We start from the raw sequence: 20,788 nt of genomic DNA, 5'->3' as shown, positions 1-20,788 counted from the left end.
GGGTTACTCCTTCGCCTGCACCGGCTTGTCCAACCGGAACCACAGGAACATGTAGGGCCCCATCGACAGCTGATAGGGCAGGTCGCTGATGCGGGGGAACGCGGTCTCTCCAATCAACTCCACGGGGATGCTGCCGTTGAACTCGCGCAGGTCCAGCACGCCCGGCTGCGCGAAGCGCGACAGGTTGCACACGACGAGCACCGTCTGGCCTTCCCACTCGCGCACGAAGGCCAGCACCTTGCGGTTCTCCGTGGCGAGGAAGCGCAGGGTGCCCATGGCGAACACGGGGTAGCGCTGGCGGATGCCAATCATCCGCTTCACCCACTGGAGCAGGCTGGACTTCTGCCGCTCCTGGGCCTCCACGTTGATGGACTGGTAGCCGTAGACGGGGTCCGCGATGACGGGCGCGAAGAGGCGCGCGTAGTCCGCGCGGCTGAAGCCCGCGTTGCGGTCACCGGTCCACTGCATGGGCGTGCGCACGCCGTTGCGGTCGCCCAGGTAGATGTTGTCGCCCATGCCAATCTCGTCCCCGTAGTAGAGGACCGGCGTGCCGGGCAGGGTGAACAGCAGGCTGTGCATCAGCTCGATGCGCCGCCGGCCGTTGTCCATGAGCGGCGCCAGCCGGCGGCGGATGCCCAGGTTGATGCGCATGCGCGGGTCGGTGGCGTACTCCCGGTACATGTAGTCCCGGTCCTCGTCCGTCACCATCTCCAGCGTCAGCTCGTCGTGGTTGCGCAGGAAGATGGCCCACTGGCAGGACTCCGGGATGTCCGGCGTCTGCTGCATGATTTCCACGATGGGCGTGCGGTCCTCGCGGCGCACCGCCATGAAGAGGCGGGGCATCACCGGGAAGTGGAAGCCCATGTGGAACTCGTCGCCCTCGCCGAAGTACACGCGCACGTCGGCGGGCCACTGGTTCGCCTCCGCGAGCAGCACCTTGCCCTGGTACTCGGAGTCGATCGTCTTTCGCAGGCGCTTCAGGAACGCGTGCGTCTCCGGGAGGTTCTCGCAGTTGGTGCCCTCGCGCTCGAAGAGGTAGGGCACGGCGTCGCAGCGGAACCCGTCCACGCCCATGTTGAGCCAGAAGCGCATGACGTCCAGCATGGCTTCCTGCACTTCGGGGTTGTCGTAGTTCAAGTCCGGCTGGTGGCTGAAGAAGCGGTGCCAGAAGTACTGCTTGGCCACCGGGTCCCACGTCCAGTTGGAGCGCTCCGTGTCCGTGAAGATGATGCGCGCGCCCTTGTAGGACTCGTCCGTGTCGCTCCAGACGTACCAGTTGCGCTTGGGACTCTTCGGATCCCTTCGCGCCTCCTGGAACCAGGGGTGCTGGTCGCTGGTGTGGTTGACGACCAGCTCGATGATGATGCGCAGGCCGCGCTTGTGCGCCTCTTCCACCAGCCGCTGGAAGTCCGCCAGCGTGCCGTAGTCCGGGTGGATGCCGTAGTAGTCCGCGATGTCGTAGCCGTCGTCGCGCAGCGGCGACGGGTAGTGCGGCAAGAGCCACAGGCAGTCCACGCCCAGGTCCTGGAGATACGGCAGCTTCTCAATCAGGCCGGGGATGTCCCCATGGCCATCCCCGTTGGAGTCATGGAATGCGCGGATGTGCAGCTCGTAGATGAGCGCTTTTTTGTACCAAAGCGGATCCAGGTCCATACGCCTCTCGGAAGGGGTCACTCGAAGTAGTCGAACGCGTGTTCGGTGCGGCGGTAGCGGTAGACGGCCCAGATGGCCGCGGGCTGTTCAGGCGTCAGGCGCACCTGCACGTCCGGGCCCTGCCACAGCGAGCGCTGGTCGGCCATCAGCTCATGCACCTGGTAGGTCTCCTCCGCGTTGACGCCCAGCCACGCCATGGGCACGTGGAGCAGCGCCTCCTGCGGCGCGTACGGATCCAGGCTCACCGCCACCAGCACCGTGCTGAGGCCGTCCGGCGAACGCTTGCCGTAGAAGACGACGCGGTCGTTGTCGGACTCGAAGAAGCGCAGGCCCTGGTACTGCTGGAGCGCGGGGTGCGCCTTGCGGACGGCGTTGAGCCTGGCAATCCACTCGGAGATGTTGCCCGGCCGGTCCCAGTCCCACGCGACGAGCTGGTACTTCTCCGAGTCCAGGTACTCCTCCTTGCCTGGCACCGGGCGGCCCTCGCACAGCTCGTAGCCGGAGTACATGCCCCACACCGACGACAGCGTGGAGGCCAGCGCCACGCGCAGGCGGAAGGCACCGGGGCCCGCGTTCTGGAGGTTCTCCGGGAGGATGTCCGGCGTGTTGGGCCAGAGGTTGCCGCGGAAGTAGTCCGACACGGGCGGGCTGGTGATCTCCTCCAGGTACGTGCGCAGCTCGTCCTTGAAGAGGCGCCAGGTGAAGTACGTGTACGACTGGGTGAAGCCCACCTTGGCCAGGGCCTTCATCACCTTGGGACGGGTGAAGGCCTCCGACAGGAAGAGCACGTCCGGGTGCAGGTCCTGCACCTCGCGGATGAGCCAGTGCCAGAACTGCATGGGCTTGGTGTGCGGGTTGTCCACGCGGAAGGTCCGCACGCCGTTGTCCACCCAGTGCAGGACGACGGACCTCAATTCCTTCCAGAGGGCGTCGCGCGCGGGGCCCATCCAGTCGAAGTTGACGATGTCCTCGTAGCGCTTGGGCGGGTTCTCCGCCGTCTTGATGGTGCCGTCCGGGCGGTGCTGGAACCACTCCGGATGCTCCTTCACGTACGGGTGGTCCGGAGAGCACTGGAAGGCCAGGTCCAGCGCCACCTCGATGCCGTGCGCCTTCGCCGCGTCCACGAACGCGCGGAAGTCCTGCAGCGTGCCCAGCTCCGGGTGCACGGCCTTGTGGCCGCCCTCCGCGGCGCCAATGGCCCACGGGCTGCCCACGTCACCGGGCTCCGCGCGCAGGCTGTTGTTCTTGCCCTTGCGCGCGGTGCGGCCAATGGGGTGGATGGGCGGGAGGTAGACGGTGTCGAACCCGAGCTTCTGCACGTAGGGCAGCCAGCCCTGCGCGTCCTTGAAGGTGCCGTGCGTCTTGCCGTCGCGCTTCGCCGAGCGCGGGAAGAACTCGTACCAGGCGGCGTTGCGCGCCTTCTCCCGGTCCGCGAACACCTCCAGCACTTTGTCGTACTTGCAAGCGAGCGAGCGGTCCGGATGGCGTGACGCGGCGTCCGCCAGGTCGGGGGACAGCGCGACGAGGAGATGGTCCGGCGTGGGCGGCGTGCGCAGGCGGGCCCCCGCCTCGGCGAGCACCCGGTGGTCCTCCGCGGATTTGCCCTTGGCGCGCGCGGCGGCGCCCTCCAGCAGCGCGGCGCCTTCCAGCAGCTCGCTCTTCACGTCGCGGCCGGCGTCCACCTTGCGCTTCAGCTCGTGCGCCCAGGTGCGGAAGAGATCCGGCCAGGCTTCAATCGTGAATTCGTAGCGGCCGTTGTTCGCCAGGGGGATGGAGCCTTCCCAGGCGTCGTTGTTCTTGAAGGTGAGGGGGACCTCGGCCCACTCCGTCTTCTGGGCGGCGGGGGTGACCTGCCGCCAGCGGGCGACGGCCACGAGGACGTCGTGGCCCTCCTTGAAGATGTCCGCCCGGACGGTGAGGCTCTCTCCGGCGACGCGCTTGATGGCGTAGCGCCCCGCGTCCAGCTCCGGCTGGACGTTCTCGATGAACACGCTTCCGAGTCGTTCGGTCATATCGGCTGGCGGCCCCTTATAGGACTCTGAGTCAGTGGCTCCAGGCGGCAATGTGCGGGTGTGGTGGATTGAAGATGGCGGCCGCCCGGTCGCGTTGGCCTGTCAACGTTAGGAACGGAGGGAGCGCTCGCCCACCCCGAGGTGCTGGGTGGACGGCTTCCGATGGTTGAAGCTGGGATCCGCCCCTCGGGTTGCGGTATCCGGGACGAACATGGCGCCTACCGACTCCGCTGCTCAGCAAGCGAGTGACCTGTCGGCCGACCGCGACCTGCTGAAGCAGGTGGCGCTTGGCAGCGCGGCGGCCATGCGGGGCGTCTACGCGCGGTGTTCAGCGCGGGCGTTCGCCATCACGGTGCGGCTGTTGCCCACGCGCGCGGACGCGGAAGAGGTGCTGCAGGAGACCTTCCTGGAAGTGTGGCGGCGCGCGCGCGAGTTCGACCCGGCGCGCGGTGGGCTGGAGACGTGGGTCACGACCATCGCGCGCACGCGGGCCATCGACCGGCTGCGTTCGTTGGGCACGGTGTCTCGGATGGTGGAGGGGGTGGCCCAGCAGCCGCCGCCGGTGAGCGCGACGCCGCCATCGCCGGACGACTCCGCGTCCGCGGCGCAGGACCAGGCGCGGGTGCGCGCGGCGATGGCGCAGCTGCCACAGGAGCAGCGCGAGGTGGTGCTGCTCGCGTACTTCGATGGGCTGTCCCAGAGTGAGATCGCGCGGAAGATGGGCCAGCCGCTGGGCACGGTGAAGACGCGCGCGCGGCTGGCGTTGGAGAAGCTGGCGGTGCTGCTGGAAGCGCGGCCCGCGAGCGCGTCCGGCTGAGTGCACGACAGTAGCCCTGTTCCGCGGGGACGGGCGGTGGAGCAGGCCCGGCCCGCGGCCGCCTTGCCGTCACTGGGTGGGACCCAAACCTTGCGACTGTTTGGCGAACCCGAGGGAGGGGGCGGACATGCGCAAGATGCGGGAGACAGGGACGGCTTTGATGAACGCGGGGGAGATGCGGCTGGTGCTGGCCAGTGCGCCGCGCAACCTGATGGAGCTGTCGCGGCGCGAGCTGATGGGGATGGTGCGGCGCGCGCGTGGCATGGTGGTCCAGTACGAAAAGCTGGCACACCGGCTGCGCCGTGAAGCCATGCGCGTCCCCATGGGGAACCGCATGATTGGCGGGAGCATGAACACGCGGCGCAAGGCGGCGCTGTTCCGCGCGGCGCTGACGCGCTTTGAATCTCAGCTGGGCCGGATGGAGAAGGCGCCGGCGCGCAAGGCGAGGCCCGCGATGCGCAAGCGTCCCACGGCGAAGAAGGCGATGCGCCCGGCGGCCCGCGCCACGGCGCCGCGCAAGAAGGCGGCGACGGCGAAGAAGGCGATGCGGCCCGCGGGCTATGCGCGCCGGGGGCCGGTGAAGGCGCGGACGCACAAGCCCCGTCGCATGCCGGGCATGAAGAGGCAGGCGCCGCACCGGACCGCGAAGGCGCGGACGCCGACGCGCCGGGCCGCGATGCGGTAGCGCTTTTCGGAGGAAGGAAGCCGGGTCGCGTCCAGCTCGTGGCCCGGCGAGGGGGAGGGGAGCTGGACCGCGTCCGCCCCGCTTCGGGGCGGGCACGGTGGGGATTGTCTTGAGTCGATTGACAGAAGTTCGTTGCCCCATCCGTCACGGAAGCAAGGCCCGGACGGATGCGCCCGAGGTCAATCGACACAGGCGCTCAGCCTTGGCAGAAGGCGCGCGGAGCTTCAGGGGCGACAGAGGATGAGAAGGGCCGTCGCCCCTCAAGAAGCAGGGGGATCCCGGGGCGTGTGCCCAGGAGAATCCAGCGGCGCGCAGTCCACCGGCCCGAGGGTGGTTGGGAGGGGAACTCGGGCGCCGTGAGGCAGCCCGTTCTCATTGAGCACCGACATGTGGAGTTGTTCTGGAGACGAAGCGTTCCAACCTGTCCGACAATCGGACGGGTTGCCCAGGGACCCGGCCATCCCGTCGCTTCCGGCGCCCTTCCCACCGTGAAGCACAGGGTCCTGCGTGGTGGCTGCCGCGGGGCCTCCAGGGCCGTTCTCCTCAACGCGGGGGCATGTCCGGAGCGACTCGTCCTGCTCGCTGGCTGACGCGGGGACGCATAGGCCACGCTCCTCAACGCAGGGGTATGACTCAAGCGCATCGTCCTGAGCCGTGACTGACGCGGAGGCCCCAAGGGTGCGCTCCTCCACGCATGAGTGGGCCTTCAGTGCATCGTCCTGCTCAGGGGCTGACGCGGGGACTTCGAGGAGGCACTCCTGGTCGTGGTGGGCCTCGGGGGACTCGTGCTCCCGCGGGGCAGGAGCAAAGGCGTCCAGCACGCGCTCATCGCACGCCTTCAGCAGCGCCGGCAGCTGGTGCTGAAGTGCCTGCGCGTCGCGGTCACTCAGGGCGTGCATCGCGCCCAGGGCCCACTGGCGCAGGGACTCGCCCCCCATGAAGGACAGCAGCCGGGCCGCGTTGCCTCTCAGGGCCCGTTGCAGTGACTGAATGAGGAGCAGGTGCCCGGGACGGGCCGCCGCCTGGGCCGCCAGCCTCAGCAACTCGAATTCCAGCTGCGCGCAGCGCTCCCCAGGATGCCAGTGCGCCGCGTCCCCGAGGGCGTAGCAGAGGTTCTCCAGTTGGCGAACATCCCTCTCGGAGGCACTCGTGCAGCAGTCGGCCAGCAGCTCCACCAGCACCTGCCGCTTGAGGCTGAAGAAGCCCTCCAGGAGCCTCCGGCATTCCTCGGAGCGCTTGTCATGCAGCGCCAGGCCCAGGTTCTCCAGCGTCAGTGACTCATCCAGAGCCACCGCACGCGTCACACGCCCGGGGTGCTGCACCACCAGTCCCCGCGCCGCCAGCCGCCGCAGCGCCTCTCGCACGGTGCTCCGGCTCACCCCGTAGCGACGCGCCAGCACCTGCTCCGAGCCAATCTGGCCGTTCCTCGGCAGCCTCCCGAGCGAAATCTCTCGCTCGAGTTGCTCCTCCACGTACGCCACGAGTCCCACCCTCACCATCACCGTCCTCCTCCTCGCCCTACCTTCGCCCATCCAACCAGAGGGGTCTGACATGGACGCGCGGGTCCACCGTCCTCGTTGGTTGCCGGGACGGGGCGGCCTGGGCCCCAGGCGGCACGAACCTGTCTGACTGTCGGACAGGTTTGGCGAAAGCGCTCCCGGCGGGCGCCTCTGTTCGTGGACCCACCTTGGGTGTTCACGCAGTCCCACCATCGCGGCCCATCACCGCGCTGCGCTGGGCGCGCATCCTCACGGCGGACTTCGCGGGTCACGGGATGGGTTCACGAACTCCTGATGACCTGCTTAGAAGACGTCCATGCGGAAGACGTGGCCATACGCGGTGGTGGCGCTACTGGTGCTCATCGGAGTGCCGAGGGCGCTGAATCACTTCATTCCAGACCGGCAGCAGGCGCTGATGATGTTGCCTGTCGTCCTGTTCGTCCTGCTGGTGCCAGTGGCCCTTTACTTCCTGCCGCGCTACCGCAGGAGCCAGCAGCTCACGGACGAGGGGATCCAGTTGCTGTCGGAGGGGCGGGTGGTCGCGGCGCTCGAACGGTTCGAGGCATCGCGTCCCCTGGCCAAGGTCCAGGTCATCCCGACGTACAACATCGGCATCAGCCGGCTTCAGCTCTGGCAACTCCCTGTGGCGGGACAGGAGCTGTCGAGTGTGGATGCACGCAAGGACCTCACGCCGCAGTTCCGCGCGATCTTGTCCGCGGCCATCGCGCTGGTGGACGCGCTCGAAGGGCGGCTGTCGCGGGTGGAGCCCCGTCTGGCCGAGGCGAAATCCAGGGTGGATTTTCCATTGCTGTTCGCACCGCTCGCGTCGGCGGTGGTGGCGTGCCGTGAGGGGCGCTGGACGGAGGCACGCACGCTGCTGCGGGATGCCGGGTTGGAGAAGCTCACCGGGCCATTGCGCGGCCTCCGGGATGTCCTGGAGGCCTGGTGCGTCGAGCAGCTCACCGGAGAAGCACGGCCGGTGGATGCCATCGCCCTGTTCGGGGAGGCCTCACAGGACTCGCTCCAGGCCGCATGGCCGGAGCTCGTGGACTACGTGGTGAAGCGGTCGCGCTGAGTTGGCGATCCGAGGCCCGTCGTCTGGCTTCGGAATCCTCTCGCAGGAGCCGTCACCCGGGTGGCGACATCAGCGGGCCGGTGAAGGCGACCTCCAGGCCTCCGTATTCCGACGGGGCCAGGGCCATCTTCCAGCCGTGCAGCTCCACCACGTTGTGCACGATGTGCAGGCCCAGGCCCTGGCCCTGCGGCTCCCGGGTTCGCGCCGCGTTGCCCCGGAAGCGGCGCTCCAGGATCCTGGAACGCTCTTCCTCGGAGATGCCGGGCCCGTCGTCGATGACTCGCAGGATGAAGGACTGCTGGCGCGTCGTCTCCAGCACCACCGCCACGTGGCCGTCCTCGCGCCCGTAGCGGATGCCGTTGAGCACCACGTTGCTTACTGCCTGTTCCAGCAATGTCTCGTCGCCCATCACCCAGGTGGGCGTCGCCGGGACTCCGCTCTCCAGTGCAATGCGCCGCGGCCTCGCGATGGGTTGGTGCCGGCTCAGCACCCGTGACACCAGCGCGTTCAGGTCCACGGGCGCGTGCTGCACCTGCGGCGCTCCTGCCTCCAGTCTCGCGGCCGCTCCCAGGTTGTGCACCAGCGAGGCCATGTAGTGCGCTTCGCTCATCGCGGACAACATCAGGCCCGACTCCAGCGGCTCCCCCGCGCGCATCCGCTGCTGCATCGCGGCCAGGTGGCCCTGCAACACCGTGAGCGGCGTCATCACGTCGTGCGTCGTGTTCGCCAGGAAGTCCCGCAGCGTCTGCTCGCGCGCCTCCTGGTGCGCCATCTGCGCTTGAATCTCCGCTCGCGCCTGCTGGAAGGCCCTGGCCAGTTCGGCGATTTCGTCGCTGCCGTTCACCGTGACGGGCTGCTCGTAGCGGCTGCCTGATGACGCTCGGACCTCTTCCGTCAGCCGGCGCAGGCGCTGCACCACCGGCCCCAGCGCCACCACCATCGCGGACAGGAGGATCAGCGTGGGCACTCCCCAGACGTACAGGGGCGGCAGGCCCACCTCCGGCGACCCCGGGGGCTCCACGCGGCGCGCGAGCACGTATTCGCACGGCCCTCCATCCCAGGGCATGCGCAACAGCAGGTCCTGCACCAGCGCGCCGTCCTCCTTGGAGTAGCGGCGCACGCCCACGCCGTCGTCCTGGACGCCCTGGCGCAGCTCGTCGTCCACCGCGGGGGCCTGCGGGTTGCGCGAAACGAACTGCCCGTCGAACGGATAGAGGTTCACCGGCGGCAGCCGCCGGCCCAGGGGGCCCCTGACTCCCATCCGGGGCGGGCCTTCATCTCCAGGCCGTGGGCCCCCCGAGGGTGGACCGCCACTGTCGTCGGGCAGGCCCTCCCGCTCCCAGGGCGGACGCTGCGCGCGGGAGCGGACCATCCAGGTCTCTGGCGCGGCCTCGCAGCGCTCGCGGCCCCCGGACTGCATCTGCGACAGCGTGGACGCGATGATGACTTCGTCCGTCGTGCGGCGGCGCACCGAGTGCTCCACCTGCACCAGCGCGAACACCGCGGGCACCGTCACCGCCACCGCCGTGAGCGCCAGGCGCAACCGCAGCTTCACGCATCCTCCCCGGGCACCAGCCGGTAGCCAACGCCCCAGACCGTCTCCACGCACTTCACCGGACCCAGCTTGCGCCGCAGCCGCGACACGTGGACGTCCAGCGTGCGCTCCGTGCCCTCACGCTCCGGATCCAACACGTGCTCCACCAGCCACTGCCGCGTCACCGCCTCCTGGGGCCTGCGCGCCAGCGCCGCGAGCAGCTCGAACTCCACCCGCGTGAGTTCCACGGGCCGCCCCTGCACCTGCACGGTGTGCCCCTGCAGGTCGATGCGCAGCGGGCCCACCTCCACCACCACCTGCTCCTTCTGCAGGGTGGGGCGGCGCAGGCGCGCGCGCACGCGCTCCACCAGCTCCTCCGGCCAGAAGGGCTTGGTCATGTAGTCGTCCGCGCCCAGCTTCAGCGCGCGGACCTTGTCCAGCGTGTCGTTGCGCGCGCTCAGGATGAGCACCGGGACCTCGGAGAAGGTCCGCAGCGCCTTGAGCATGTCCAGGCCATAGGTGCCGGGCAGCATCAGGTCCAACACCACGAGGCTCACGTCCGGCAGGTCTCCGGCCACCAGCAGGCGGCCCTCGCGCCACCACACGGGCTCGAAGCCCGCGCCCCGCAGGTGCCCGACAATCTGGGACCCGAGCGGGTCGTCATCCTCCACCAGCAGGATGCGGTCGCCCATGCGCCATGCCTCCCTTCGGACACGCCACCCCGGAGGACTCCAGGGGGACCCGTGCCACCCTAGTTCAGGGCATGCCGCCGTCGAAGCCCGGCGGCGGAGGCCCCATGCCGCCATCCCAGCCAGGCGGGGGACCCATGCCACCGTCGCCACCCGGCGGGGGACCGCCGGGTCCACCGCCACCGCCGCTGCCTCCCGGCATGGCGCAGGACGCGTTGTTCAGCGAGGAGCGGATGACCAGCGTCTTGGATGCCAGCATCGCGCCGTCCGACATGCGCTGCGTGGCGAAGAGGTAGTCGCCCACCGCGTCCCCGGAGACCACCGTGTCGTTCTGGTTGGTCGTGTCACGTGCTCCGCGCGTGTTGTAGAGCGGCTGGTTCGTGACGATGTCGTCGCTCGTCGAGTCGTCGAAGAACAGCTGGGACGTGACGAACTCCTGGCCGTTCACGCGCACGGTGAAGTGGATGTGGATGGTGCGGCTGCTGTACCAACCGGGGAAGCAGGTGTCGAAGTCCACGCGCCCGTTGGCATCCGTGGTCTGCACGCCTCGGAACCACCGCGCCGCGCGCGCCGTCGCGTCACCGGAGGTGCAGAAGTCGCTCGCGTCCTCGCCGGAGTACAGGCCTTCCGGCGCCGCGTGCCAGATGTCCACCGTGGCGTTCTGGATGGGCGTGCACGTCTCGTCCACGACGAGGAAGGCCAGGCGCACCGGCAGGCCGTCATGGCCCTCGCTGATGTCCTTGCGGTCCACCGTGGTCGCGTAGCAGGGGCCCAGCGTGGCCTCGCAGGCGAGGTTGCACACGGTGCCCAGGCCGGAGGCGAACGGGTCCGGGTACGTGGCGGCGGCCGTCATCGCCGCGGTGCCGCCCGTGGCCCAGACGCCCGGGTCCACCACGCCGGAGTCGGCGCCTGTGTCCGTGCCTGCGTCGATGTTGGGGGCGCCGCCAGTTGTGTCATCGCCACCGCAGGCGACGAGCAGCTTCGCCACGGGAACCGCGGCCAGCGACAGGCCCATGCCGCGCAGGATGCTCCGGCGCGTGATGACCTTGGGGGAAGGGGCCTGGGGGGATTCGCTCTTCATCCGGGGTTCCTCCGGGAGCTCGGGAGCCAGGAGCGGCGGGGGTGCCGCTCGCGGGACCGCCCGGGGCTGACCGGACGGTGAACCGGGTTATCGCGGGCGAACCTTAAGCAATCCTTGCGCGCGAGCGCCGCGCCTCAGGAAAACCGCACGCGGAAGGCGGCGAGCAGTGGACCCGCTGCCCGGCCGTCCGCGGTGGACCTCGGCCCGCCCTCCGGCAGCGCCGCGCCCAGCTCCTCCAGCGAGGGCTTCATGGACTCGAAGGCGTGGAGCGCGTCCGCCGCGTTGTCGAAGAAGCGCGGGTGCGACAGCCAGCCAGCCACGCCGCAGGTGACGACGTGGAAGGAGCGCGAGTCGTCCGCTTCGTAGGTGAGGCGCAAGAGGTCGCGGAAGCCCTCGTCCCGCACGATGGTGCCGCCCTGGCTGCCCATGCCCCCGAGCGTCGCGCCGCCCTCGTAGTCGCTCCAGCCCGTGTCCGCGTGCATGCCCTCACGCATAGCACCCCCGGGGCCGACGCGGGCGGAGTGACAGGGAGGCGCAGCGCCGTTGCCCGCTGCCCCTGTCAGGCGGGGCGGGCCGCGCCCCGCGCGGGGTTGCACGCCGGTTGTCGCCCCTTCCGCACCGACCCACGTTTCGCGGTGTGGGGGGCGTTGTCATGTCCACGGAAACCATCCATGAGCCGCGTTACTCCGAGGAGATCGTGCCCTTCCTCGCGGGCGACGGCCGCGCGCTGCACCTGGTGCACCTGCGCGGTGTCGAGAAGGCGGACAAGGGGCCGGTGGTGCTGGTGCATGGGGCCGGCGTGCGCGGGAACATCTTCCGCGCGCCGGTGCGCCAGACGCTGGTGGATGCACTGATTGAAGATGGCTACGACGTGTGGCTGGAGAACTGGCGCGCCAGCATCGACGTGGAGCCGGGCGAGTGGACGTTGGACCAGGCCGCCGTCCTGGACCACCCGCCCGCCATCCGCACCGTCGTGGAGAAGACGGGAGCGGACAAGGTCAAGGCCATCATCCACTGCCAGGGTTCCACCAGCTTCACCATGGCCGCGGTGGCGGGGCTGCTGCCCCAGGTGGACCTCATCCTCACCAACGCCGTGTCCCTGCACCCGGTGGTGCCGCCGACCGCGAAGCTGAAGCTGCGCTACGCCGTCCCGCTGGTCGCGAGCTTCACGCCGTACCTGGATCCGCAGTGGGCCTACGGCGGCCCCACGCGCACGGCGCGCATGCTGACGCGCGTGGTGAAGGCGACGCATCACGAGTGCGAGAACCTGGTCTGCCGCTGGACGAGCTTCACCTACGGCACGGGCTTCCCGGTGCTGTGGCGGCACGAGAACCTCAACGCCCAGACGCACGACTGGCTCCAGCACGAGTTCGGCCCGGTGCCCTTCACGTTCTTCCGCCAGATGGAGGAGTGCGTGCGCGCGGGCCACCTGGTGCCGGTGGAGGGCTTCCGCGCGCTGCCGGAGGACCTGGGCGAGCGCGAGCCCCAGACGGACGCGCGCTTCGTCTTCTTCGCGGGCGAGGAGAACCGCTGCTTCCTCGCGGAGAGCCAGCGCCGCACCTTCGAACACCTGGAGCGCTTCCACCCGGGCCATCACGCGCTGCACCTGCTGCCCGGCTACGGACACCTGGACGTCTTCATGGGCAAGCGCGCGTCCCACGACGTCTTCCCCCTCATGCTCTCCGAGCTCGACCGCCGTGTGACCCACTGACGAAAGGCCCGCCATGTTCCTCCCCCGACGCATCCAGAGACAGTCCGGCCGCTACTCGCGGGTGGACGGCATCCCGTACGCGCTGCCGGTGGATTCGAAAGGCGCCCCGGCGCTGATGGCCGCCTTCACGGTGGACGCGCGCCGCGCGGCCAGCCTGCTGCCCGGCAACGAGCTGCACCCGCTGCGCGTGTCGCGCGACCGGGCGGTGCTGCTCATCTCCGTCATCGACTACAAGCAGACGGACATTGGCGCGTACATCGAGTTCAGCATCGCGCTGGCGTGCACGCACGGGCGCAGGCCCGCGCCGCCGCTGTTGCCGCTGCTGTTCCAGAAGCACTTCGGCGTGGGGCAGTACGTGGTGGACCTGCCGGTGAACACGGAGGTGTCCGTGAAGGGCGGCAAGGGCATCTGGGGCATGCCCAAGCACCTGGCCCGGCTGGACTTCCGGATGGAGGACGGCTCCGTGAGCAGCCGCTACGAGGAGGGCGGCCAGCAGGCGGTGCGCGTGCGCATCGAGCGCCCGAGGTTCCCGTGGCTGCCGCTGCGGATGGCGGCGGTGAACTACTGCGCCTTCCGGGGCATGTTGATGAAGTCCACCATCTACTTCCGGGGCCGGTTCGGCTTCCGGTTGGGCAAGCACGCGTGGGGGACGTTGGAGCTGGGGGACCATCCGCGCATCCAGGCGCTGCGGGACCTGAGCATTTCCCCCCGCGCCTTCTTCACCGGGTTCTTCCCGTCGTCCAGCGGCGTGCTGGATGACCACTTCGAGGCGTGGTTCCTCACCCAGCCCACCCTCCCCGAGGCCACGTACCCGGAGGGGCTGGAGAGCGTGGTGGACCTGGGCCAGGACCAGACGCCCATGCCGCCTCCGGAGGCGGATGGGGCGCCACCGAGGGTGCTCCAGGACGTGGTGCCGCTCCATGATGAAGTGCGTTCGCGTGAGGAAGCGCGGTCATGAAGCGCGGCGGCCACTTCGACCTGGCGAACGCGTGCCTGCTGTTCCTGTGCACGTCCATGTACCTGGGCACGGGCTGGTCGCTCATCCTCTTCACGTTCCCCATCGCGCCCCAGCTCACGGTGGACAACTACTACCTGCAGTTCGTGCCGCAGGTGCAGGCGGCCACGCGGTTCTTCACCTGGATGACGGCGGTGATGCTGCTGTCGGCCGGGGTGCTGGCGTGGCGCGAGCGCAAGACGGCCCTGCGCTGGTATCCGCTGGGCGTGCTGCTGGCGGTGGTGGTGGCCACGCTGCTCACGCGCATCTACATCTTCCCGTACAACGACGAGATGGCGGCCGGCATCACGTCGCCTGAGCGGCTGACCGAGGTGCTGGGCGCGTGGATGCGGATGAACCGCATCCGCGTGGGGCTGTGGACGGTGCAGTGGCTGTTGACGCTGGGCTACTTCGTGCACCGGGTGCTGCGCGCGGAGCAACCCGCGAGGACGCGCGTGCGCTACGGGCTGTCCGTGCCGCCACGGCGGGAGGCCCACGCATGAGCCCGGCCTCGTCGCGATGGCTGGAGCGCCAGGCCCGCGTCAACGGGCGCCCCTGGCGCTGGACGCTCGCGGCCATCGGGTGGATCACCCTGGTGACCGGCGCGGTGCAGATGCTCCTGCCGGGGGTGGAGCTGCGCCTGCTGCACGCGGATGCGTCCGCCGCGCCCGCGCACTTCTTCCGCATCGTGGGGATGTTCATGGTGCTGTTCGGCGGCCTGCTCCTGCACGGCCTGCATGAGCCCCGTGCGAACCCGGCCGCCTTCCTGTGGACGGGCCTCCAGAAGGTGGGGGCCTGCGTGATGGTGGCGATCGGTGTGGGGCGCGACCTGCTGTCGCCGCTGGCGCTGGCGGTGGCGGCGTTCGACGGGGTGTGCGCCGTGCTGGTGCTGGGGTTCTACGCGTCGCTGCGCCAGCGCGAGCAGATCATCTCCGTGCTCAAGCCCCAGCGGACGGAGGAGGCGGCTCCGGAGCCCACCAGGGAGCCTGCCAGGGAGCCCATCAGCCCGTCCGTCAGCACGCTGCGCGTGGCGGACGCGACCCGCGAGCCCAAGCCGTTGGGGCAGCCCCTGCGGGTGCTCGGGGAGGGCTCGGGAGTCCAGGCGTCGCCGGCGGAGGCGCCCCGGCGCTCGCTCGTGCTCGCGGGGGGCGGCATGCGCGTCGCGTGGCAGGCGGGTGTGCTGCGCGCGCTGACGGACGCGCGGCTGTCCTTCGCCCACGCGGACGGCACGTCGGGCGGCATCATCACCCTGGCGATGTGGCTGTCCGGCCAGTCCCCCGCGGAGATGTGCGAGCGGTGGCGGACGCTGGACGTGAAGGACTTCGTGTCGCTGATGCCGCTGGACGACTACGCGCGGCCCTGGAAGCTCCACGCACTGGGGGACGCGGACGGAATCATCCAGCACATCTTCCCGCACCTGGGCGTGGACGTGGACGCCATCCGCGCGAACCGGGACCGCTCGGGCACCTTCAACGTCTGTGACTTCGCCCGGAAGACGAACGAGGTCATCCCGCACACGGAGGTGGACCGCGACCTGCTGGTGGCGGGCATCTCCCTGCCGCTCTTCATGCCCCCCGTGGCGAGGGACGGCCACCTGTACCTGGACTCGGTGTGGATCCAGGACGCCAACGTGATGGAGGCCGTGCGCCGGGGCGCGGACGAGGTGTGGGTCGTCTGGTGCATCGGCAACACGCCCCGGTACCAGGACGGCTTCTTCCACCAGTACGTCCACATGATCGAGCTGAGCGCGAACGGCGCGCTCTTCGCGGAGCTGGAGCAGGTGCGCGAGCTCAACGCGCGCATCCTCGCGGGCGAGCACGTGCCGGGCCACGCGCGGCCCATCACCGTGCACCTCATCAAGCCGGAGCACCCGCTGCCGCTGGATCCGGACTTCTACGCGGGCCACGTCACGGCGGCGACCCTCATCGACCAGGGCTACTCGGACGCCTGGCGCTACCTGTCGGTGGCGGGCGCCCAGGGCCTGCCCCTCACTCCGGAGATCACCCAGATGACCGAACCCGCCTATGACCTGAGCTTCCGCGAGACCATGTCCGGCCCCCTCGCGATGGGCACCACCGACCCCGAGGCCGGCGCCCATGACGGGCGCTCCACGCCCTTCACCATGCACTGCACCATCACCATCGACGACATGGAGGCGTTCATCCGCGACGCCGACCACGCGGCCCGGCTGGTGGCGCACGTGCAGTACAAGCCGCTGGGCATGGACCTGCCCGTGCGCGAGGGGCGCTTCAACCTCTTCCGCTCCACGGATGATCCGCGCACGAAGATCATGACCTACGGCCTGCGCTTCCAGGCCAACGGCCAGGACTACTACCTGGACGGCACGAAGACGCTGCGCGACGACCCGGGCCCCGACCTCTGGCGAGACACCACGCGGCTCTACAGCTACCTGCATGAGGGCCCGGACGCGAGAGGCCCGGTGGTGGGCGCGGGCGTGCTGGTGCTGGGCATGCGGGAGCTGCTCCACCTGGTCTCCAGCATGCGCTCGTCGCGAGGGGGCGTGGAGGGCGCGGGCATGGTGGCCCGCTTCGGCCACCTGTTCCTGGGAGCGCTCTGGGACCTCTACGCGCCGGAGGCACCGGTGCGCGAGCGCGAAGGGGAGGCCGCGCATGGCCACGAGGGGTGAGCACTTCGACGTCGTCATCGTGGGCTCGGGCTTCGGCGGTTCGGTGATGGCGTGGCGGCTGGCGGACGCGGGCCTGCGGGTGTGCGTGCTGGAGCGCGGCAAGGCGTATCCGCCGGGTTCCTTCCCTCGCAGCCCGCATGACATGCGCCGCAACTTCTGGGACCCGCGCAAGGGGATGCACGGCCTGTTCAACCTCTGGTCCTTCCAGGGGCTGGGCGGCGTGGTGTCCGCGGGGCTGGGCGGCGGGTCGCTCATCTACGCCAACGTGCTCCTGCGCAAGGACGAGAAGACCTTCATCCACGAGGACCTCCACGGCGGCGGCTACGAGGACTGGCCCGTCACCCGCGCGGATTTAGAGACGCACTACGACGCCGTGGAGCGGATGATGCACGTGCAGCGCTACCCGCTGGAGCACCCGCCGTACGCGTCCACCGCGAAGACGCTGGCCATGAAGCTCGCGGCCGAGCGCCTGGGCCGCGCGGGGGACTGGCAGCTGCCGCCGCTGGCGGTGACGTTCGGCAACCCGGGCGAGGCGCCCGTCCCGGGCGAGCCCATCCGCGAGGAGCATCCCAACCTCCACGGCCGCACGCGCACCACCTGTCACCTGTGCGGGGAGTGCGACATCGGCTGCAACACGGGCAGCAAGAACACGCTCGATTACACGTACCTGTCCGCGGCGAAGCGCGCCGGGGCGGAGCTGCGCACGCGCGCGGAGGTGACGGAGCTGTGGCCCTCGGAAGGCGGCGGCTACGTGGTGCGGTACCTGGACCACACGGACACGCCGGAGGACGTGCCGCGTGAAGGCCCCCAGTCCCTGCAGCCGCGCACCACGGTGACGGCGGACCGGCTGGTGCTGGCCGCGGGCACGTTCGGCACCACGTTCCTGCTCCTGAAGAACCGGCGGAGCTTCCCGGGGCTGAGCGCACAGCTGGGCACGCGCTTCTGCGGCAACGGCGACCTGCTGGGCTTCATGCACCAGTGCCACGACTCGAGCACCGGCAAGCAGCTGCCCCGCATCCTGGAGGGCGGGCACGGGCCGGTCATCACCAGCGCGCTGCACTTCCGGGGCAGGGAGGAGGGCGGCGCGGGCCGGGGCTACTACATCGAGGACGCGGGCTACCCGGAGTTCGTCAACTGGCTCTACGAGGGGGCGCACCAGGTGCCGCTGATGAAGCGCGGCCTGCGGCTGGCGTGGCGCCTCATCCGCGGATGGACGGGGCACACGAGCGACTCCGACGTGAGCGAGGAGATCGCCGAGCTGCTGGGCGACTGCCTGGGCTCCGCGACGTCGCTGCCGCTGCTGGGCATGGGGCGCGACCTCCCCAACGGCCACATGCGGCTGACGAAGGACGGGATGCTGGACATCGACTGGCGGGTGGGCGGCTCGCGCGAGTACTTCGAGGAGCTGCGCCAGTCGATGGCGGACATCGCTCGCACGCTGGAAGGAAAGCTGGTGCAGAACCCGCTCAGCTACGTGAGCCGGGTCATCACCGTGCACCCGCTGGGCGGCTGTCCCATGGGACGCGGGCCGGAGACGGGCGTGGTGGACGCGACGGGCGAGGCCTTCGGCCACCCGGGCCTGTACGTGGCCGACGGCGCGATGATGCCGGGCCCCACCGGCCCCAACCCGAGCCTCACCATCGCCGCGCTCGCGGACCGCTTCGCGGAGGCGCTCATCGACGCGCACCGCCGGGACACGCAGGGTCGTTCGTGGCGGGCACCACCGGAGGAGGGGCCATGGCCGTCCGCGCCTCCGATGTGAGCCGCATGCCGGGCCGTCGCACGGAGCCCGCGCCCCTGCCGCGGGCGCCTCCGGGCAAGCCGATGGTGTCCTGGTTCGACCCGGCCGTGCTCGCGAAGTCCGGCGTGAAGGCGCTGCTGTCGGGGACGTTCGGACAGCATGCGGACCGGCGGCTCCTGGACGCGGTGTCGCAGCCCCAGCCGTTGTGCTTCGACTACTCGGAGAGCAACAAGGAGCACCCGCGCGACGAGCTGTGGCTGGACTATGTGTCGGACCTGGGCGACGGCTGGGACTCCACCTACGCGGTGGCCTCCGCGGTGATGGCGCCGAAGCTCGTGCTGACGGACGGCTCCGGGAGGACGCACCCCACGGAGGGCGGTGACGTGCTCGTGTTCGGAGGGGATGAGGTCTATCCGACCGCCAGCGTGGAGGAGTACCAGGCGCGTACGGTGGTGCCCTACGAGGACGCCTTGAACCGGCGGCGTCCCCGGCCGCACCTGTTCGCGGTGCCCGGCAACCATGACTGGTACGACGGGCTGGTGTCCTTCACGCGCCTGTTCTGCCAGGGCCGGCACTCCAAGGGCTGGCATACGCGGCAGCGGCGCAGCTACTTCGCGCTGAAGCTGCCGCACGGCTGGTGGCTGCTGGGCACGGACATGCAGCTGGAATCCGACCTGGACGCGCCGCAGGTGCGGTTCTTCCAGAAGGTGGCAGGGCGCATGAAGCCCACGGATCGCGTCATCCTCTGCAACGCGGAGCCGGGGTGGATCAAACAGCAGGTGACGCCCCACGCGGGCCGCGGCTTCCTGGACCACAACATCGACTTCCTGGAGCAGAAGGTGCTGGGCAAGTCCGTGAGCGTCTTCCTCGCGGGAGACCTGCACCACTACCGCCGGCACGAGGACGCGGAGGGGCGGCAGAAGATCGTCGCGGGTGGGGGAGGGGCCTTCCTGCACCCCACGCACCTGCCGAAGGTGGACCAGCGGCCGGGCGGCTTCGAGCTGAAGGAGTGCTTCCCGCCGAAGCAGACGTCCCAGCGGATGACCTGGCGCAACCTGCTGTTCACCGGGCTCAACCCGTGGTTCAGCGCGCTCATGGGCGTTGTCTACACGCTGCTGGGCTGGGGCGTGGCCGCGAACCTCAACGAGAGCACCCTGGGGGCTCCTTCGTTCCAGGAGGTCGTCAACGCGGCGTTGCAGAGCACGGGCTCGCTGGTGCTGGGGGCCGGGATGGTGGCGGGCGCGGTCGCGTTCGCGGACGGCCGACGGGGACCGCGCTGGAAGAAGACCGCCGGCGCCCTGCATGGGCTGGCGCACCTGGCCGTGGCGCTGCTGCTCACGTGGGGCGTGTCCGCTGTCGCCGCGTCGCTGGCGGAGGGGCTTCAGTGGAGCCTCCGGCGCGACCTCTTCAGCGGGCTGCTGCTCCTGGGCGGCGGCGCGCTGGTGGGGCCCCTGGTGGTGGGCGTGTACCTGCTGCTGTCGCTCAACGTGTTCTCCTGTCATCCCAACGAGGCGTTCTCCTCGCTGTCCATTCCGGACTGGAAGAACTTCCTGCGGCTCCACATCAGCAGGGAGGGCGTGCTCACGGTGTACCCGGTGGGCTTCCGGCGGGTGCCGCGCAAGTGGAAGCGGGGGAGCGGAAAGGAGGAGCCGGTGTGGGTGCCGGACCCGGCGGACACCCGGGCGACACCGCCCCGGCTCATCGAGCGGCCCATCGTCATCGGCCGTACGAAGGCGCTTCCGGTGAGGCCGGAGGCCGGTCCGCCCGGACCCATGGGCGTGATGGTGGACGAACACCCTCCCGGCGGAGCCGTTTGAGCGGCGGGGGCAGAGGGCCTACGCTGCTGGACCCATGAAGGCGATGCTCCTGTCCCTGCTCATTCTCGGCGCCGCGCCGTCGGGCCCCGCGCCGTCGTCCCTGCCTCCCGAAGCGCTGGGGGCGCCCCCGCTCGTGGATGCGTCTCCCACCGCGTGGGCGTGCACCATCGACACGCTGCGCGCGGGCAAGGAGTGCGTGTTCGAGGCGGAGCTGCCGCCTCCCGGTGCCGCGAACGCGGACCAGGAGGCCTCCAACGTGAAGCTGCTGAAGGACGCGTCGCGCGCCCTCTGTTCGGAGGCGGTGAGCAACGCGCGGGACGGCACGCCGGATCCGAAGCTCGTCGCCGTCTGCGAGCGCAAGTACGCGGACGTCGTGGGCCGCTGCGGCATCGACGGCAACTCGCCGGTGGTGGACGCCAAGGGCCGCTTCGCGCCCGTGGCCCGCGCCTGCTACCGCGCGCTGTCCACGGTGCTCCAGGACGTGCAGCTGATGGCCTCCGTGGCCTCCAGCTGCTGTGAGTGCGCCGCGCGCAGCCAGTGCCCCGGCACCGGGGAGAGCTGCTACGCGGCCGTGTCGCGGCAGCAGGCCGGCCCCACCATGCTCGCGTGCATGGACGACCGCTGCCACGACGCCTGCTCCATGATGCTGCCCCCGTCCGCCTCCATCCCGCGCCAGGCGCCGTCCCGCGCGAGCCAGCAGCACACCGACTCCGCCGCGCTGTAGCGCGCCGGCCGTCGCTCCTGAGCCCGCGCGTTCAGCCCTCGCGCGAGCAAGCCGGTCGCAGGAGCCGTTGCTTCAAGCCTGTCCGTCATCCAGCACGCCCCGCGCCACG

The 20,788-nt window shown here is 70.2% G+C and carries 17 protein-coding genes; 10 read left to right on the top strand and 7 right to left on the bottom strand.

Translation table 11 applies throughout. The features are described from left to right. Nucleotides 1-3: 3 nt before the first annotated feature. Nucleotides 4-1,653: a maltose alpha-D-glucosyltransferase gene (gene treS, locus NR792_RS08565; RefSeq protein WP_375759574.1), complete on the bottom strand. Its 1,650-nt coding sequence runs from the start codon at nucleotides 1,651-1,653 to the stop codon at nucleotides 4-6. Nucleotides 1,654-1,670: 17 nt separating this feature from the next. Beyond that, nucleotides 1,671-3,665, bottom strand: coding sequence for an alpha-1,4-glucan--maltose-1-phosphate maltosyltransferase (locus tag NR792_RS08560; RefSeq protein WP_375759573.1), 1,995 nt, complete (start codon nucleotides 3,663-3,665; stop codon nucleotides 1,671-1,673). A 211-nt stretch (nucleotides 3,666-3,876) separates the two neighbouring features. On the opposite strand from NR792_RS08560, the gene NR792_RS08555 reads away from it, so the two are divergent. Continuing rightward, nucleotides 3,877-4,482, top strand: coding sequence for a sigma-70 family RNA polymerase sigma factor (locus NR792_RS08555; RefSeq protein ID WP_375759572.1), 606 nt, complete (start codon nucleotides 3,877-3,879; stop codon nucleotides 4,480-4,482). A 127-nt stretch (nucleotides 4,483-4,609) separates the two neighbouring features. Further along, nucleotides 4,610-5,167 carry a hypothetical protein gene (locus tag NR792_RS08550; protein ID WP_375759571.1) on the top strand — a complete coding sequence of 186 codons (558 nt, stop codon included), beginning with the start codon at nucleotides 4,610-4,612 and terminating at the stop codon, nucleotides 5,165-5,167. A gap of 260 nt (nucleotides 5,168-5,427) precedes the next feature. Here NR792_RS08550 and NR792_RS08545 read toward each other — a convergent pair whose 3' ends face one another. Beyond that, nucleotides 5,428-6,666, bottom strand: coding sequence for a FadR/GntR family transcriptional regulator (locus NR792_RS08545; protein WP_375759570.1), 1,239 nt, complete (start codon nucleotides 6,664-6,666; stop codon nucleotides 5,428-5,430). Between the two features lie 316 nt (nucleotides 6,667-6,982). On the opposite strand from NR792_RS08545, the gene NR792_RS08540 reads away from it, so the two are divergent. Further along, entirely contained in the window at nucleotides 6,983-7,741 is a 759-nt protein-coding gene (locus NR792_RS08540; protein WP_375759569.1) for a hypothetical protein, read from the top strand. A 52-nt stretch (nucleotides 7,742-7,793) separates the two neighbouring features. Here NR792_RS08540 and NR792_RS08535 read toward each other — a convergent pair whose 3' ends face one another. The 4 genes from NR792_RS08535 to NR792_RS08520 all read right to left on the bottom strand — a co-directional run bounded on the left by NR792_RS08535 (nucleotide 7,794) and on the right by NR792_RS08520 (nucleotide 11,527). Beyond that, entirely contained in the window at nucleotides 7,794-9,296 is a 1,503-nt protein-coding gene (locus NR792_RS08535) for a sensor histidine kinase (RefSeq protein ID WP_375759568.1), read from the bottom strand. Further along, nucleotides 9,293-9,967: a response regulator transcription factor gene (locus tag NR792_RS08530; RefSeq protein WP_375759567.1), complete on the bottom strand. Its 675-nt coding sequence runs from the start codon at nucleotides 9,965-9,967 to the stop codon at nucleotides 9,293-9,295. Before NR792_RS08530 ends, NR792_RS08535 begins: the two co-directional genes overlap by 4 nt. Nucleotides 9,968-10,031: 64 nt before the next feature. Continuing rightward, on the bottom strand, nucleotides 10,032-11,045 hold the full coding sequence (locus tag NR792_RS08525; protein WP_375759566.1) for a protocatechuate 3,4-dioxygenase: 1,014 nt from the start codon (nucleotides 11,043-11,045) through the stop codon (nucleotides 10,032-10,034). Between the two features lie 134 nt (nucleotides 11,046-11,179). Then, the gene (locus NR792_RS08520; protein ID WP_375759565.1) at nucleotides 11,180-11,527 is read right to left on the bottom strand and encodes a hypothetical protein; all 348 of its coding nucleotides are present in this window, start codon (nucleotides 11,525-11,527) and stop codon (nucleotides 11,180-11,182) included. 170 nt (nucleotides 11,528-11,697) lie between these two features. Between NR792_RS08520 and NR792_RS08515 the strand changes: the two genes are divergently transcribed. Genes NR792_RS08515 through NR792_RS08485 form a run of 7 tightly spaced genes read left to right on the top strand, consistent with a single transcriptional unit; the run spans nucleotide 11,698 to nucleotide 20,679 of the window. Continuing rightward, nucleotides 11,698-12,756, top strand: a complete 1,059-nt coding sequence (locus tag NR792_RS08515) for an esterase/lipase family protein (protein WP_375759564.1) — start codon at nucleotides 11,698-11,700, stop codon at nucleotides 12,754-12,756. A 13-nt stretch (nucleotides 12,757-12,769) separates the two neighbouring features. Next, entirely contained in the window at nucleotides 12,770-13,714 is a 945-nt protein-coding gene (locus tag NR792_RS08510; protein ID WP_375759563.1) for an acetoacetate decarboxylase family protein, read from the top strand. Beyond that, nucleotides 13,711-14,253: a hypothetical protein gene (locus tag NR792_RS08505; protein WP_375759562.1), complete on the top strand. Its 543-nt coding sequence runs from the start codon at nucleotides 13,711-13,713 to the stop codon at nucleotides 14,251-14,253. The genes NR792_RS08510 and NR792_RS08505 overlap by 4 nt, the downstream gene beginning before the upstream one ends. Then, nucleotides 14,250-16,397: a patatin-like phospholipase family protein gene (locus NR792_RS08500; protein WP_375759561.1), complete on the top strand. Its 2,148-nt coding sequence runs from the start codon at nucleotides 14,250-14,252 to the stop codon at nucleotides 16,395-16,397. Before NR792_RS08505 ends, NR792_RS08500 begins: the two co-directional genes overlap by 4 nt. Next, nucleotides 16,381-18,159 (top strand): GMC oxidoreductase, encoded by a 1,779-nt coding sequence (locus tag NR792_RS08495; protein WP_375759560.1) that lies wholly within the window; start codon nucleotides 16,381-16,383, stop codon nucleotides 18,157-18,159. The genes NR792_RS08500 and NR792_RS08495 overlap by 17 nt, the downstream gene beginning before the upstream one ends. Continuing rightward, complete coding sequence (locus tag NR792_RS08490) at nucleotides 18,135-19,955, top strand: hypothetical protein (protein ID WP_375759559.1); 1,821 nt, start codon at nucleotides 18,135-18,137, stop codon at nucleotides 19,953-19,955. Before NR792_RS08495 ends, NR792_RS08490 begins: the two co-directional genes overlap by 25 nt. A gap of 34 nt (nucleotides 19,956-19,989) precedes the next feature. Beyond that, nucleotides 19,990-20,679: a hypothetical protein gene (locus tag NR792_RS08485; RefSeq protein ID WP_375759558.1), complete on the top strand. Its 690-nt coding sequence runs from the start codon at nucleotides 19,990-19,992 to the stop codon at nucleotides 20,677-20,679. Nucleotides 20,680-20,788: the final 109 nt, after the last annotated feature.

This window comes from Corallococcus exercitus, from assembly GCF_042231735.1.
Taxonomy (GTDB): Bacteria; Myxococcota; Myxococcia; order Myxococcales; family Myxococcaceae; genus Corallococcus; species Corallococcus exercitus_B.
This window is presented reverse-complemented; position numbering and strand designations above follow the sequence as displayed.

Bases quoted from the DNA above. Each gene is read 5' to 3' on its own strand.
- treS (WP_375759574.1), bottom strand. From the start codon at position 1,653: ATGGACCTGGATCCGCTTTGGTACAAAAAAGCGCTCATCTACGAGCTG.
- NR792_RS08560 (WP_375759573.1), bottom strand. From the start codon at position 3,665: ATGACCGAACGACTCGGAAGCGTGTTCATCGAGAACGTCCAGCCGGAG.
- NR792_RS08555 (WP_375759572.1), top strand. From the start codon at position 3,877: ATGGCGCCTACCGACTCCGCTGCTCAGCAAGCGAGTGACCTGTCGGCC.
- NR792_RS08550 (WP_375759571.1), top strand. From the start codon at position 4,610: ATGCGCAAGATGCGGGAGACAGGGACGGCTTTGATGAACGCGGGGGAG.
- NR792_RS08545 (WP_375759570.1), bottom strand. From the start codon at position 6,666: ATGGTGAGGGTGGGACTCGTGGCGTACGTGGAGGAGCAACTCGAGCGA.
- NR792_RS08540 (WP_375759569.1), top strand. From the start codon at position 6,983: ATGCGGAAGACGTGGCCATACGCGGTGGTGGCGCTACTGGTGCTCATC.
- NR792_RS08530 (WP_375759567.1), bottom strand. From the start codon at position 9,967: ATGGGCGACCGCATCCTGCTGGTGGAGGATGACGACCCGCTCGGGTCC.
- NR792_RS08525 (WP_375759566.1), bottom strand. From the start codon at position 11,045: ATGAAGAGCGAATCCCCCCAGGCCCCTTCCCCCAAGGTCATCACGCGC.
- NR792_RS08520 (WP_375759565.1), bottom strand. From the start codon at position 11,527: ATGCACGCGGACACGGGCTGGAGCGACTACGAGGGCGGCGCGACGCTC.
- NR792_RS08515 (WP_375759564.1), top strand. From the start codon at position 11,698: ATGTCCACGGAAACCATCCATGAGCCGCGTTACTCCGAGGAGATCGTG.
- NR792_RS08510 (WP_375759563.1), top strand. From the start codon at position 12,770: ATGTTCCTCCCCCGACGCATCCAGAGACAGTCCGGCCGCTACTCGCGG.
- NR792_RS08505 (WP_375759562.1), top strand. From the start codon at position 13,711: ATGAAGCGCGGCGGCCACTTCGACCTGGCGAACGCGTGCCTGCTGTTC.
- NR792_RS08500 (WP_375759561.1), top strand. From the start codon at position 14,250: ATGAGCCCGGCCTCGTCGCGATGGCTGGAGCGCCAGGCCCGCGTCAAC.
- NR792_RS08495 (WP_375759560.1), top strand. From the start codon at position 16,381: ATGGCCACGAGGGGTGAGCACTTCGACGTCGTCATCGTGGGCTCGGGC.
- NR792_RS08490 (WP_375759559.1), top strand. From the start codon at position 18,135: ATGGCCGTCCGCGCCTCCGATGTGAGCCGCATGCCGGGCCGTCGCACG.
- NR792_RS08485 (WP_375759558.1), top strand. From the start codon at position 19,990: ATGAAGGCGATGCTCCTGTCCCTGCTCATTCTCGGCGCCGCGCCGTCG.